The 13,549-nt window shown below is 33.8% G+C and carries 16 protein-coding genes; 10 read left to right on the top strand and 6 right to left on the bottom strand.

What is annotated here, in order from left to right; all coding sequences use genetic code 11:
* Positions 1-7: 7 nt before the first annotated feature.
* The 6 genes from BKH43_RS06575 to hypB all read right to left on the bottom strand — a co-directional run bounded on the left by BKH43_RS06575 (position 8) and on the right by hypB (position 5,133).
* On the bottom strand, positions 8-298 hold the full coding sequence (locus BKH43_RS06575; protein ID WP_095229846.1) for a hypothetical protein: 291 nt from the start codon (positions 296-298) through the stop codon (positions 8-10).
* A 124-nt stretch (positions 299-422) separates the two neighbouring features.
* Positions 423-2,150 carry a DNA polymerase III subunit gamma/tau gene (locus BKH43_RS06580; RefSeq protein ID WP_253248068.1) on the bottom strand — a complete coding sequence of 576 codons (1,728 nt, stop codon included), beginning with the start codon at positions 2,148-2,150 and terminating at the stop codon, positions 423-425.
* 52 nt (positions 2,151-2,202) lie between these two features.
* Positions 2,203-2,877, bottom strand: coding sequence for a hypothetical protein (locus BKH43_RS06585; protein ID WP_095229849.1), 675 nt, complete (start codon positions 2,875-2,877; stop codon positions 2,203-2,205).
* 31 nt (positions 2,878-2,908) lie between these two features.
* Entirely contained in the window at positions 2,909-4,141 is a 1,233-nt protein-coding gene (locus tag BKH43_RS06590; RefSeq protein WP_095229851.1) for a hypothetical protein, read from the bottom strand.
* Positions 4,142-4,183: 42 nt separating this feature from the next.
* Positions 4,184-4,426: a HypC/HybG/HupF family hydrogenase formation chaperone gene (locus BKH43_RS06595; RefSeq protein WP_095229853.1), complete on the bottom strand. Its 243-nt coding sequence runs from the start codon at positions 4,424-4,426 to the stop codon at positions 4,184-4,186.
* Positions 4,427-4,452: 26 nt separating this feature from the next.
* Entirely contained in the window at positions 4,453-5,133 is a 681-nt protein-coding gene (gene hypB / locus BKH43_RS06600) for a hydrogenase nickel incorporation protein HypB (RefSeq protein ID WP_095229855.1), read from the bottom strand.
* Between the two features lie 112 nt (positions 5,134-5,245).
* Here hypB and rplI point away from each other — a divergent pair, with 112 nt between their 5' ends.
* From rplI to waaA, 10 genes are all read left to right on the top strand, one after another.
* Positions 5,246-5,689: a 50S ribosomal protein L9 gene (gene rplI / locus BKH43_RS06605; protein ID WP_095229857.1), complete on the top strand. Its 444-nt coding sequence runs from the start codon at positions 5,246-5,248 to the stop codon at positions 5,687-5,689.
* Positions 5,690-5,887: 198 nt separating this feature from the next.
* Positions 5,888-6,616, top strand: coding sequence for an amino acid ABC transporter ATP-binding protein (locus BKH43_RS06610; RefSeq protein ID WP_095229895.1), 729 nt, complete (start codon positions 5,888-5,890; stop codon positions 6,614-6,616).
* 27 nt (positions 6,617-6,643) lie between these two features.
* On the top strand, positions 6,644-7,447 hold the full coding sequence (locus tag BKH43_RS06615; RefSeq protein ID WP_095229859.1) for a transporter substrate-binding domain-containing protein: 804 nt from the start codon (positions 6,644-6,646) through the stop codon (positions 7,445-7,447).
* Entirely contained in the window at positions 7,447-8,133 is a 687-nt protein-coding gene (locus BKH43_RS06620; protein ID WP_095229861.1) for an amino acid ABC transporter permease, read from the top strand. The genes BKH43_RS06615 and BKH43_RS06620 overlap by 1 nt, the downstream gene beginning before the upstream one ends.
* Positions 8,134-8,148: 15 nt before the next feature.
* Positions 8,149-8,799 (top strand): amino acid ABC transporter permease, encoded by a 651-nt coding sequence (locus BKH43_RS06625; protein ID WP_095229863.1) that lies wholly within the window; start codon positions 8,149-8,151, stop codon positions 8,797-8,799.
* Positions 8,800-8,896: 97 nt separating this feature from the next.
* Positions 8,897-10,069: a 3',5'-cyclic-nucleotide phosphodiesterase gene (locus BKH43_RS06630; RefSeq protein ID WP_095229865.1), complete on the top strand. Its 1,173-nt coding sequence runs from the start codon at positions 8,897-8,899 to the stop codon at positions 10,067-10,069.
* Positions 10,070-10,092: 23 nt separating this feature from the next.
* Positions 10,093-10,836: a carboxy-S-adenosyl-L-methionine synthase CmoA gene (gene cmoA, locus BKH43_RS06635; protein ID WP_095229866.1), complete on the top strand. Its 744-nt coding sequence runs from the start codon at positions 10,093-10,095 to the stop codon at positions 10,834-10,836.
* A gap of 12 nt (positions 10,837-10,848) precedes the next feature.
* A complete protein-coding gene (locus BKH43_RS06640; protein WP_095229868.1) occupies positions 10,849-11,571 on the top strand; it encodes a Nif3-like dinuclear metal center hexameric protein in 723 nt (240 codons plus the stop codon).
* Positions 11,572-11,591: 20 nt separating this feature from the next.
* On the top strand, positions 11,592-12,320 hold the full coding sequence (locus tag BKH43_RS06645; protein WP_095229869.1) for a C4-type zinc ribbon domain-containing protein: 729 nt from the start codon (positions 11,592-11,594) through the stop codon (positions 12,318-12,320).
* Between the two features lie 48 nt (positions 12,321-12,368).
* On the top strand, positions 12,369-13,544 hold the full coding sequence (gene waaA / locus BKH43_RS06650; protein ID WP_095229872.1) for a lipid IV(A) 3-deoxy-D-manno-octulosonic acid transferase: 1,176 nt from the start codon (positions 12,369-12,371) through the stop codon (positions 13,542-13,544).
* The last annotated feature ends 5 nt before the right edge of the window (positions 13,545-13,549 follow it).

Genomic DNA, 13,549 nt, shown 5'->3' on the forward strand with positions numbered 1-13,549 from the left:
TTATCCTTTAAGACTCCCAAGGAGGTCTGTTATCTAGCACTTCTTTTGTTGCTTTTATATCACTAGGGCTAGATTTTGTAGATTCTAAAGGTAGAGAATCTACTTTTAGCTCTGTTTGGTTTGCTAGTTTATCTAATGATAAAACCTTCATCTTTGACACACCAAAGTTACTTTTAAGATAGGCTAAAAGCTCTTTATTTTCAAGCTTAAAGTTATCTACTTCTTCTTTGATATCTAAAGGCTTTGTTTCTTGTGCTTCTTCTTCTTCTATGGTTTCACTTGCCTTAGATTCTTTCATATCAAGATGGGCTTGTGCACCATAAGAACCAAGCTCTAAGGCTGCTAGAGTAGAAAGATCTGCTAGCTCTAAGTTAGTCTCACTTACACTTTCTTCTTCAAGCTCACCTTGCCTTAAAGTATCACTATCTAAGGTTGCTTTGGGGTAAGTCCTTGTCTGTATGAGTAGGTGCTACATCATGGGCAGTATCTTTTTTAGATACTTCTTCTTTTGGCAAGACCTTATTAACCTTTAGTTTTAGTAGCCCTTCAAAGACCTCATCTAAAAGTAGTTTAACACCAGCATAACGCGCCCTTATAATGCTAGCTAGCTCATCTGGTGCAAAGTTATCTAACTCTAAGATTCCTTCTTCAAAGCTTTTATACTCTATAAAGTTTTCAAAGATCTCTCCTAACTCAGCATCTCTAAAATTAAGCCTTTCTAGAAATAGCTCATATCTTTCATCTTTTGGAATCTTTTGTTTTTTTAAAGGCTCTTTTATCTCTTCTTTTAAGACTTCTTTTTGAGTTACTTCTTCTTTAAGCGGCACTTCCTTAGGCATACTAGCTTTTATCTCTTGGCTAGCTTGAGTGATGTTATCTAGCTTTGTATCATCTACTTTTAAACTTGTTGTTTCTTTTGAGATGCTTGCTTCTACTTTAGCTATGGCAGTTTTTATATCTAAAACCTTACTAGCCTCACACATCCTAAGCACACATAAAAGTAAGCAAAAGTCACTATCGCTATCGTTTTGCAAATCATATCTTGCGTCATTTATGATGCGTAAGTATCTAGTAGCTAGCTCTAAAGGAAGCTCTAGATTAGTAACCTTAGTTTTTATAAAAAAAGCTAGTTCATCTATAACCATCTGAGCTTCATACTCTCTAACGCTTAGTACAAACTCCCTAGCCTTTTGCATATCCCCACTACTAAGGATTAAAAAAAGTGAGTCAAATACACTAGGATTAAGCGCACCTATCATAGTAGAAACTGCTTCTACGGTTAGATTTTGCTTGCTGTAGATTATGGCTTGTTCTAGCATAGTTAATACGTCTCTAACTGATCCGCTTTGAGACTTTAAGATAAGATTTAAGGCTTCTTCAGAGTAACTAACTTTTTCTTTTTCTAAGATATTTTTTAAGTGGGCTAAAAGCTTGATATTTGAAATCTTTTTAAATCTATAGTGCTGGGTTCTACTTAAGATAGTAGCTGGCATCTTTAAAGGATCAGTAGTAGCAAGGATAAATTTTACATAGCTTGGAGGTTCTTCTAAAGTTTTTAAAAGAGCATTAAATGCCTCTTTAGTAAGCATATGCACTTCATCGATTATAAAGATCTTAAAGCGCCCTAAAGCAGGTCTATACTTAGTTTGTTCTATCAAGTCTCTTATATCATCTATCTTTCTATTACTAGCACCATCCATTTCTATGATATCTGGGTGGTTGCCCTTTAAAGCTAGTAGGCAGTTATCACAAATACCACAGGGGTTAGAAGATATACCTTTTTCACACTCTAAACTTCTTGCCATGATGCGTGCACTTGAAGTCTTACCGCTTCCTCTAAGGCCGCTAAAAAGATAGGCATTTGATACCTTATTAGAATCTAAACTAGCGCTTAAAGTAAGGCTTACACTTTCTTGTCCTATAAGCTCGCTAAAAAGCACTGGGCGATATTTTAAAGCTAGATTAGTGCTTAGGTTAGATAAAGAATCTTTATTAGTAGTATCTTTTAAAGACTTAGATTCTAAAGGAATTTTAGCTTCTTGTTCTAAAGTTCCCATACCAAATATGCCAGATTCTAAGCCTATAGGCTCTTCTATCAAGTCTAAGTTTTCTATCTCATTAGAATCATAACTATTTGAAGTATCTTGCATCTTTGTAAAACCCTTTTTGTTTAATTATAACATTTTGCCCTTATTGGTTTTTTTAGTCTTTTAAAACGTAACTAAAACCAGTTTTTGGCTCTAAAACTATCTTAAAGTTAGCAAGACTTATAGAGCCTGCCCTTAGTCTTTCTTGACTTCCCCCACAGTAAACTCTCCCCAAGCTATCAAAGTAGAATCTAGAGCTTTCTCTTTCAAAGCAGTTTGCATTACTACTTATCATAATAGTTTGAATGCCTAGAGATTCTTTTAAGCGATAGTTAAAGTGGGCGTTATTTCTACAAAAGGCTGCAATGTTAGTGTTGTTATACCCACTTAAACACTTAGCACTTAAAGCATCAAGGGCTAATACATCCCCAGCCATAGGCCTCATATCATAGTGCGTAGTCCTTACATTTCTTGGAGTGTCTTTATATATAGACATGCTATTTTCAGTATAAATACCACCTAGATGAAACTGAAGCTGCCACATATGGGGTGTAAAGGAGTTAAAAAGTACGTCAGAATTTAAACTAGGTATGTTAGGAGAGATGCTAAGTGTACTAACTGGAGTAAGATTAGAATCTACTAAGGCCATACCTCTAGCTCTATGCATAGCATAGGCTATGCTTTGAGTAGCAAGGCTAGTATTAAAAGTACTTAGCCTAAAATAAAACAAAACACTAACTGTAAGCACTGAGAATATAGCTAAGATACTAACTAACTCTAAAAGTCTCACTTTAAAAACTCCTTTTTAAAAACTCTTATTTTTAAGGTTGTCTCTTTATAGGCTTTACCTCATAGATATGTATTATCTCTCCTAAGTATTTTATAACTATAGCATTTTCAAAAGTCTTGTTTTTACGCGGATAAAAAGGCTCTAGCTTATATCTATCTCCATTAGAGATACCATAAAACTTTAGCCTTTCTCTTAGTGTATCACTATAAACTTGTATGTGAGTTATGCCCATAGCCTTAAGATCGTGTGCTATTTCTTTTGCTTCGTAAAAAGAGTAGGCAAAGTTTGGCTCTTTGGTGAAAAGATAAGTTATTTTATTGCCAAGTAAAAGTGCAGTTGATAGAAATGCTACTATTAAGATGATAACTAGTCTAAAAGTATAAGCCCTTGCATAAACCTTTAGTCTTAATCTTATATCTGAGAGTATCTTAACTACTAAAAGAGGAAGTCCTACTAAAAGTGGTGGGAAAAAAGATTCTATATCTATTTCTTGTCTAGTAGAAAGAAGTAAGATAAAAATGATACCTACAAAAGGGATAAGATTTAAAAGTGTAGCCTTACTTAAAACGCTATCATAAATCGCGTAGCAATAATAGATAAATAAAAGAGGAGAAAGCAGCATAGCAAAAAGCCCTAAGGTATCTAAAAAGTAAGCCTCTGGAACTCCTCTTATAGGTGAAAATATGTACATATTGATACCAAAAAAGACTATGGAGAAAACTAATATTTTTATATTTTTAAAAATTAGCCCATAGAAAAACAAAGATAACAAAAGCACAGCCCCACTAGAATCTAAAAAAGATATAACTATAAAAAGCACATAGCTTATATGTCTAAAATAAAGCTTTAAAAACACTATAAGCAAAGTTATAAGCAAGATGATAGAAGACTTTGAGACTAAGAGGGCTATGATGTTAACACCTGGGATTAACATAAATATAAAAACTACTAAGAGGGCATCTTCTTTGCGTCTTACAACCTTTAGAGAGATAAGATAAAGCAAGGTTGTATTTATAATATGAAGGATTAAAAAAGGCACTCTTAAAGCAAAGTCATTATGTCCAAAGAACTCTATAGAAAGGTTTGCTATATAAGCTGGAAGAGAGTTATCTTTAGCCACAAGCAAGGCTTCTTTATAATAGATACTTATCTCATTTATCATCACAAGTAAGATAATCACATGCAAGGTTAAAAGCACTAAAAAGTAAAAATGATTTAATAAATCACATCTAGTCTGCTGCAAGCGTAATTGAAATATCTTCACTTGAAATCTTTAGCGTTTAAGTGAGTTTTTCTAATGATTGTTTCACTCTTCCTCTTCTTCCATAGAGGCAACTATTTGCTTATAAAGCTCTAAGCTTTCTAATGCATCTTTTTCATCCATCTTAGAGATAACATAGCCTATATGAAGTAAGACATATTCTCCTATATTTACTTCATCTTCCATTAGGTCTAAACTAGCACTTCTTTGAACTCCCATAGTATCAAGCATAACAGAGTTTGCATCTTTATCTATGGATATGATTTTTGATGGTATGGCTAAACACATGATCTTTCCTTTAATTAGCTTTAAAGTTATTTAAAAATATAGGTTGTTGTATAGTTTTTATCTTTAGATTCTAGAAGAAAGTTTACAAAAGTTTTAAGACTTTCATCCTTAGTATTTACTTCAAAAAGAGGCACATTAGCTCTAAGTGAGTTTAAATCTTCCCTAACCCTATCTATACTAAAATCAAAATAAGGCTTTAAATCACACTTTGTTATAACTAAAGCATCAGCACACATAAACATACTTGGATATTTTAGTACCTTATCATCCCCTTCTGGCACACTTAAGCAAACTACATTTATATTAGCCCCCAAGTCATAGCTTGCTGGACAGACTAGATTCCCTACATTTTCTATAAAGATAAAATCTAGGTCTTTAAAACTAGACTGAGATGCCATAACAGGCAAGATATCTTCTATCATCCTAGCTTCTAAGTGGCAAGCTTCTCCAGTAGTTATCTGCCTAGCTAACACCCCTTGCTTTTCTAGTCTTAAAGCATCTCTATTAGTCTCTAAGTCACCTTCTATCACGCAAAACTTTAAATCTTTGTATTTACTTAGCTTTTCAAGCATAGATGTTTTTCCACTTCCTGGTGAGCTCATAAAATTAACTACATATTTATTATTATCTTTATAAAAAGTCCTTAGTCTACTTGCTACCATGTCGTTTTGACTTAGCACTCTTTTGGCAACTTCAATATTTATCATTTTTATATCCCTTGCTTTTAGTCAAAATAGTTTTATTTACCACCACTTTTACAGTTGCATTATATTTAAGTTAAAATCATATTACATTTAGTTTACAACAAAGGATGATTATATGAAAGTACTTCTTCTTAAAGATGTAGTAAGTCTTGGAAAAGCCGGAGATATAGTAGAAGTAGCAGGAGGTTACGCCCAAAACTTCCTTATCCCAAAAAATCTAGCAAAGCTTGCTACTAATGAAGTTATAAACAAATACAAAGCCGACATCAAAAGAAAAGAAGAAAAACTAGCCCTTGAAACTCAACTTGCTAAAAATCAAGCAAAAGAGTTAGAACATATCAAATTAACTATGGCAAAAAAAGTAGGTAGCAACAATCATCTTTTTGGCTCACTTACAAAAGATGAAGTAGCTAGCGAGCTAGAAAAACAACATAGAATCGTACTAGATAAAAAAAATCTTGAAATCCCTCCTATAAAAACTCTTGGAACCTATGAAGTAGTTGCCAAACTTGGGCATGGGCTAAATGCTAGCTTTAAGGTAGAAGTCATTCAGGAGTAATTGGCTTATTTAGTGTTATAATATGTAACAACGCAAAAGAGCTTTTTACAAATATGTGAATTTTTTACTAGTATGGTTACAGATTCTATATAATTTGGAGCTATGCTAGTAGAAGACTTTTTAAAAAAACGAAGATAAATTTTGCATCATCCCCATTTACGAAAGGTGAGTAAGCAGTTTATGGAAAACCCAAAAGATATGATAAGACTAGAAAATGTAAATAAGACATTTGGCAGCGTACACGTTTTAAAAGATGTTAACCTAACAGTGACTGAAGGTGAAAAATTAGTGATAATAGGCCCTAGTGGAAGCGGAAAAAGCACGACTATTAGATGCATGAATGGTCTTGAAGAAGTAACTAGTGGCAAGGTTATAATAGAGGGCACAACCATCACTCATAAAAACAAACTTGAAATCTGCAGACGATACTGCGCTATGGTGTTTCAGCACTTTAATCTCTACCCTCACATGACAGTTTTAGAAAACTTAATCTTAGCGCCTATAAAAGTCAACAAACGCAAAAAAGATGAAGTGATAAAAGAAGCTTATAAATACCTAGAAGTAGTAGGACTAACAGATAAGGCTAAGGTTTATCCTCAAACTCTAAGTGGTGGTCAACAACAAAGAGTGGCTATAGCAAGGGCTTTGGTTTCGCAAAAAGAGATCATTTTGTTTGATGAACCAACCTCTGCCCTAGATCCAGAGACAGTTCAAGAAGTTTTAGATATCATGTGTAAGATCTCGAAAGAAACAACAACTACTATGGTAGTAGTTACTCACGAGATGGGATTTGCAAAAGAAGTGGCTGATAGGATAGTCTTTATGGAAGATGGCAGGATCATAGAAGAAGCCAAACCTAAAGACTTTTTTGAAAACCCAAAAAGCGAGAGGACAAGAAGCTTTTTAAGTAAGATTCTAACTCACTAAGTTCAAACCAATATTTAAGGAGAAAGCATGAAGTTATTTGGCAAATTAAATGTATTAAAAACAGCTACATTAGCACTAGCACTAGGAGTTTTTTTAGTAGCTTGTAGTAATGAAGCAGGTAAGTCTCAAGACACCCAAGCCAACATTAAAAAAAGAGGCGAGTTAGTAATAGGCGTTAAAAAAGACGTGCCTAAGTTTGCCTTACTAGATCAAAAAACTGGAAAGATAGAAGGTTTTGAAGTTGATGTTGGTAAGCTTTTAGCAAAAAGCATACTAGGTGATGAAAACAAAATCAAACTAGTACCAGTTACTGCTAAAACTAGAGGACCTTTATTAGATAATGGAACTCTAGATGCAGTAATAGCTACTTTTACTATTACACCAGAAAGAGAGAAAGTTTATAACTTTTCAAGCTCTTATTATCAAAGTCACGTAGGTCTATTAGTCTTAAAATCTAATAACTTTAAAAGCTTTAAAGATTTAAATGACAAAATAATAGGCGTAGCTCAAGGTGCCACAACTGCTAAGGCACTAGAAGCAGCAGCAAAACAAGATGGTATAAAAGTTAAGTTTCAAGAGTATCCTGACTATCCTTCACTTAAAGCAGCCCTTGATAGCAAGAGAATAGATGCATTTAGCGTTGATAAAACTATACTTCTAGGCTATGTTGATGATAAAAGTGAGATCTTGCCTGATAACTTTGAAAGTCAAGACTATGGAATCGTTACTAGAAAAAATGATCAAGCTTGGAGCGACTACGTAGATAACTTCGTTAAAACTCATAAAGATGACATTCAAAAACTTGAAGAAAAGTGGGGTGTAGTGCAATAATGGGTCCTTTTGCTTTAGACAAATGGATAGATACATTTCAACACATCAATGTGTTCTTAAGTGGATTCGCCTATACATTAGGCGTTTCTATTCTTGCCATCATTATAGCTATGATAATGGGGACTATAAGTGGCCTTATGGCCACTGGCAAGATAAGAATCTTAAGATGGTTATCTCGTATATATGTTGAGTTTTTTCAAAACACCCCTCTTCTTATAAACCTTTTCTTTTTATACTTCGTGCTTCCTAGGATTCCTTACGTTGGTGTAACTCTTGATGTCTTTACTCTAGGAGTTATAGGTGTAGGCGTATATCATGGAGCTTATATGAGTGAAGTTATAAGAAGTGGTATAACATCTATACCAAAAGGGCAGTTTGAAGCTAGTTATACTCAAGGCTTTAATTACGCACAAAAGATGTTTTATGTCATCTTACCTCAAACTAAAAAGATAATCTTGCCTCCTACTGTTAATCAGATAGTAGCACTAATAAAAAACACCTCAGTACTAGCCATAATCTCTGGTGCTGAGCTTATGTATAACGCAGATAACTATGCTCAAAGTAGTCTAAACTATGCAACTGCTTATATAGTAGCAGGAGTACTTTACTTTATAGTGTGCTTTATCATAGCCTTTGTCGCAGGTCGCTATGAAAAGAAACTAAAACAAGCCCATTTAGCAAGATAGGGAGGAAAGATAGATATGACTTTATTTGACTTTACTACGCTTTTAAAAGGGCTAGGACTTAGTATCATCATGGCATTTTGTGCGGCAGTTGGGGCTATCATATTTGGAAGTGTCCTAGCGGTTATGAGAAACTATGGGCTAAAGTTTGTAGCAGGTATTGCAACTACTTACATAGAAATCTTTAGAAACACACCTTTACTTCTTTGGATGTATGCGGCGTGTTTTGTTTTGCCTATACTTATACCTATACCTGCAAACTATGCTGTGCTTGGAACTATAGGCTTGTTTTTATATACAGCTTCAGTTATGGCAGAGATCATTAGAGGTGGGTTAAACTCTATACCTAAAGGACAGTTTGAAGCTAGCTATTCTCAAGGCTTTGGAAGAGTGTTTACACTTTTTTATATTATCTTCCCACAGTGCTTTAGGAAAGTAACTCCAACTATACTTTCTCAGTGCATAACAACTTTGAAAGATACTTCTTTTCTAGCTGCCCTAAATGTTGCCGAGCTTACTAATGCTAGTAAAGATATCTTAAGTAGACTTACTACTTTTAAAGATATAGTATTAGTATTTTTCATAGTAGCTGCACTTTACTTTATAGTATGTTTTGCTTTATCCTTAAGTGTTAGATATTATTCAAGTCGCAATAAAATAACACATTAACTAGCCTTTGTAAGACCCTTTATACAGGGTCTTCTAGCTAAGCTATGCTTAAAAGTAAGTACATTAATGTGAAAAAGCAAGGATAAAAAGGTAATACATGAAGGTTTTTCACCTATCTCATATAGATTTAGATGGTTATGGCGCACAGATGGTTGCCAGTGAATTTTTTAGCGACATAACTTTTTTTAATGCAAACTATGGACGTGAAGTAAGTGCTAGAATAAACTCTATCCTTTCTTTACTTCCAACTCCAAAAGCAACTAGTTCTACTAACTCTTCAAGCTTTGAAGGACGTATCAACCTAGCTGCCCTAACTTCACAACAAGAAAGTCCAAAAAATAATGAAAAATATCTTATCTTAATAACAGACTTAAACCTAACTATGCAAGAGTGCAAGTTTTTAAGTCAAAAAATCAAAGATCTCAAGCTAGCTGGGCTTGATGTAAGCTTAGTCTTACTAGATCACCACGCAACCGGTGAAGAGTGTGCTAAAAACTACTCTTGGTACAACCTAGATATAAATAGATGTGCTACTAAGATAACTTTTGATTACTTGCTAGAGCACTATAAGCTACTTAACCCAGAAAGCCTTACTTGGCTTACTCCAGTAGTTCAGATGATAAACTCAGTGGATATATGGAAAGAAGAGGAGTTTGGCTTTGAGTTTGGTAAAGTTGCTTTAAACATGATAGCTTCAAGCAATGAACTAAATCGCATGATGTTTGATAAAGAAGATAGAGCCTTAAAACACACCCTTATAAGAAAGACTAAAGACTACTTAAAACAATCTAGTGAAGGCTTAAATATAAATGGCATGGCTTTTGATGAAGTAAGATTTGATAATGACTTATTTTTCATAAAAAAAGAGCTTTTTGAAGGAGATGCCAAAAGTGAGACTATGGGAAACATTCTAGCTAGATATCAAGTCTCACTTTTAAGCAAACAAAAGCAAAGATGCACTGTTAAGTACAAAGACAAAATTGGCTTTTTAAGCTATGGGGTTGGTAATATCAGCATACTGGCTAATACTTTCTTAAACACTAATCCAGAGTTTGACTTTTATATGGATGTAAGCCCTAGGGGTAATGTAAGCTTAAGGGCTAATGGCAACTGTGATGTAAGTGCTTTAAGCCAAGTTTGTTTTAATGGTGGTGGACATAAAAATGCAAGTGGTGGCAGGATAGATTCTTTTAAGGAATCTTTTTTCTATGATGATATAAGAGAGCAAATCCAGGGGCATTTATCTATGAAAGATGAGTGGGAGCTTTAAAGTCATAGACTAGAGGATAAGATATGCAAAAAGACACTGTTTTTCAAACTGATGAGATACAGATATTTGAGTTTAATCAAGCTATAGCTAATGTCTTTGATGACATGCTGCTTAGATCTATCCCCTTTTATAAAGAGGTTATAGCTTTAAGTATAGAGTTTTTAAAGCACTTTATTAAAGAGTTAAATGCTAAAGGAAAAGAGTGCGTAGTCTATGATCTAGGGTCTTCAACTGGTAACTTTTTGTTTGAATGTGAGCGTATATTTAAACTTGAAGGCTTAAGGGCTAAACTTATAGGTATAGATAACTCTAGTGCTATGGTTCAAAAAGCTAGGCTTAAGGCAAAAAGTTTGGAATCTAATATAGAGTTTTTAGAGTTAGACTTAAAAGATATCACTTTTCAGACAAAAGATACAAACTTTATCATCTCTCACTATACATTACAGTTCTTGTCTCCTGCCATAAGGAAAGATGTAGTTAAAAAGATATGCCTTGCTTTAAGTAAAGATTCCATCTTTTTAATGGGAGAAAAGATTAAAAGTAATGACTTAAATCTAGATTCCTTACTTACAAAAAAGTATTATGAGTACAAAGAAAAACAAGGCTACTCTAAGGCTGAGATTTATAGAAAAAAAGAAGCCTTAGAAAATATACTTATACCCTTTAGTGTAGAAGAAAATGAAACCATGCTAAAAGAAGCGGGCTTTAGGCACGTAGAGATACTTTTTAAGTGGCTAAACTTTACTCTCTTTTTGTCCACAAAATAAAAAAGGAAAAACATGTTAGAGTTATATAACTTGCTAGATAAACTAAGCCCTTTTAACACTCAAGCTAGTTGGGATAACTCAGGGCTAAATGTAGGAAGTTTAGAATCTAAACTAGATTCTAAAAAGATATATCTTGCACTAGAAGCTGACTTAAAAGTAGCTAGTAAGATACAAGAAGATAGTCTTTTAATAACCCACCACCCTCTAATCTTTAGCAAACTAAAATGCATAGATACTAGCATGCACCCTGGTAATGTCATAAAAATGCTTATACAAAAAAATATCACCTTAATAAGCATGCATACTAACTTTGATCTAAGTCACTTAAATAAAGCCTTTGCTTTAAAGCTTGGTTTTAAAGACTGCAGTGAAAAAGACTATGTCTTAAGTAAAGAAGTTGATATGGACTTTGATACTCTAGCCTTAGGACTAAAAGAAAGGCTAGGCCTAGAAGTTTTACAAGTTTGCAAGGCTAGCACCCACATCACTAAGGTAAATATAACTTGTGGAAGTGGTATGAGCTCACTTAGTGCTTGCAAGGCTAATGAGTGCCTTATAACTGGTGATATAAAGTATCATGATGCAGTAAATGCCCTTGCTAATAAAGTAAGTCTTATAAACGTGCCCCACTATTTTTCTGAAGAGATTTTTGGTGAAGTACTTGATTTGGAATTGCGAAAATTTGGCATAAAAGCTATAATTATAAGTTCACAAAACCCACTAAGCTACATATAATCACTTAAAAAGGAAAATTGATGAATATCAACCTATCTCAACTTATAAGTATTAGTCAACTAGATAAAGAAATAGACGCCTTAAGCCCCGCCATAGAAGCAAAAAGAAGCACATCTTTGAAGCTGAAAAAACAAGAAGAAAAATACCTCAAAGAGATAGAAGATTTAAACGCTAAGATAGAAGATGCCAACATAAGGATAGCTAGGAATGAGCAGTCTTTAAAAGAGCATGAAGAAGCCCTAGAAGCCAATCTTGCAAAAGCAAAAGCTGCAAAAAGCGATAAAGATCTAAAAAATATGCAAATAGATGATGACTTAAGTCGTGAGCAGATAGAAAGGATAGCTCAAGAGCAAGTTGATTTAGATAAAAGAAAGATTGAGTATCAAGAAAGCATAAACTCAATCCAAAAACAAATAACTAATCTAGTAAGTGATATACAAGAAGCTGAAGAGACTATTAATAACGACATAGAAGAGATAAAGAAAAAACAAGCTGTGTTTTATAACAAAAAGCAAGAAATCATCATGAAGATAGATAAAAAGATTCTATCCTTTTATGAAAAGATCAAAAAGTGGGCTGGTAATACAAGTGTAGTTCAGATAAAAAGAAATGCCTGCGGGGGCTGCTTTATGAAACTTAGTGATAAAGTGTGTTCTGAAGTGATGTATGGAGATAGCATAAGCACTTGCCCACATTGTGGCAGAATCCTCTATGCCATTAAAGAAAGAGAAGCTGAAAGTGCTAAGTAGGCTTAAGAGTTTATGAGTAAAGATTTTAGATTCTAAGATAGTGATAACTTGCTACTACTTTACTTTATACTAGCAAGTCTTATCCACCTTCTAGCCCTCCCTTTTTTACTTTGTCTTTCATTTAAGGCAAAGTATAGGCTAAGTTTTAAAAAACGTTTTTTCCTCCCAACCAATCTTAAAAATGTCCATTTTGACTACTGGATGCACGCTTGCAGTGTAGGTGAAGTAGCCTCACTAAGTCCTATTATAAAAGCTATAGGTGATAAAAAAATACTTCTTAGTGTTATAACTCAAACTGGCTTCAAAGAGGCCTCAAAACGCTACGCAAATAGCAAACAAGATATAACTATCATTTTCTTGCCTTTTGAAACCTTGCTGCCATTTATCACACCAAAAACTACAAAGCTTTTAGTCTATGAAGCAGAGCTTTGGCCTATGCTTTTTTTCTGTGCTAAAAAAAAGGGAGCTAAAACTAAACTAGTTAATGCACGTATATCATTAAAAAGTTTTGGACGCTATAAGAAAGCAAGCTTTTTTTATAAGATGATTTTTAGCTATATAGATTCTGTCCTGGCTCAAAGTAAAGATGATGAAAAAAGACTAAAAGAACTAGGAGCTAAAAATATAAAAGTTATAGGTAATATAAAAGCCCTAAGTGAAATAAGTCCAACTAAAACCTACACAAAACCTCTTAAAAAAATACTCTGTGCTGCAAGTACTCATGATGGGGAAGAAAGGTTAGTTTTAGAATCTTACTTTGAGCTTAAAAAAGAAGGTCTTTTAAGGGAGTATATGCTAGTTTTAGCACCACGTCACCCTGAGCGTTTTAAAGAGGTTTATAATCTTGCTAAGACTTACTCAAGCACTAAGCTTTTTAGTGAGTTTCCAACTTCTATACTTCCTAGCTTTAATATAAAAGAAGATATCTTGCTAGTTGATACGCTAGGTGAGTTAGTTAATATTTACAATATAAGTGAAGGTGTGATACTTGGAGGGAGTTTTGTTAGCGTAGGCGGTCACAATCCACTAGAGCCTGCAACCTTCCACGTAAAACTTATAAGTGGGAAAGAGATATATAATCAACTAGAACTTTTTAAACTAGTAGAAAATGCCCTGCTTATAGATAAAGAAGAGCTTTATATAAGTTTTAAAAAACTAGATTCTATAAAGCCCTCTTATATAAAAGAAAACAAGAAAGAATCTTTAAACGAGATCCTTTCTTGATGCAT

Origin of the sequence: Helicobacter sp. 13S00401-1, assembly GCF_002272925.1 — a bacterium.
In the GTDB taxonomy this organism is placed as follows: Bacteria; Campylobacterota; Campylobacteria; order Campylobacterales; family Helicobacteraceae; genus Helicobacter_I.

What these genes read in the sequence shown, in the direction of transcription:
- BKH43_RS06575 (WP_095229846.1), bottom strand. Translation starts at nt 298, where the DNA reads ATGAAAGAATCTAAGGCAAGTGAAACCATAGAAGAAGAAGAAGCACAA.
- BKH43_RS06580 (WP_253248068.1), bottom strand. Translation starts at nt 2,150, where the DNA reads ATGCAAGATACTTCAAATAGTTATGATTCTAATGAGATAGAAAACTTA.
- BKH43_RS06595 (WP_095229853.1), bottom strand. Translation starts at nt 4,426, where the DNA reads ATGTGTTTAGCCATACCATCAAAAATCATATCCATAGATAAAGATGCA.
- hypB (WP_095229855.1), bottom strand. Translation starts at nt 5,133, where the DNA reads ATGATAAATATTGAAGTTGCCAAAAGAGTGCTAAGTCAAAACGACATG.
- rplI (WP_095229857.1), top strand. Translation starts at nt 5,246, where the DNA reads ATGAAAGTACTTCTTCTTAAAGATGTAGTAAGTCTTGGAAAAGCCGGA.
- BKH43_RS06610 (WP_095229895.1), top strand. Translation starts at nt 5,888, where the DNA reads ATGATAAGACTAGAAAATGTAAATAAGACATTTGGCAGCGTACACGTT.
- BKH43_RS06615 (WP_095229859.1), top strand. Translation starts at nt 6,644, where the DNA reads ATGAAGTTATTTGGCAAATTAAATGTATTAAAAACAGCTACATTAGCA.
- BKH43_RS06620 (WP_095229861.1), top strand. Translation starts at nt 7,447, where the DNA reads ATGGGTCCTTTTGCTTTAGACAAATGGATAGATACATTTCAACACATC.
- BKH43_RS06625 (WP_095229863.1), top strand. Translation starts at nt 8,149, where the DNA reads ATGACTTTATTTGACTTTACTACGCTTTTAAAAGGGCTAGGACTTAGT.
- BKH43_RS06630 (WP_095229865.1), top strand. Translation starts at nt 8,897, where the DNA reads ATGAAGGTTTTTCACCTATCTCATATAGATTTAGATGGTTATGGCGCA.
- cmoA (WP_095229866.1), top strand. Translation starts at nt 10,093, where the DNA reads ATGCAAAAAGACACTGTTTTTCAAACTGATGAGATACAGATATTTGAG.
- BKH43_RS06640 (WP_095229868.1), top strand. Translation starts at nt 10,849, where the DNA reads ATGTTAGAGTTATATAACTTGCTAGATAAACTAAGCCCTTTTAACACT.
- BKH43_RS06645 (WP_095229869.1), top strand. Translation starts at nt 11,592, where the DNA reads ATGAATATCAACCTATCTCAACTTATAAGTATTAGTCAACTAGATAAA.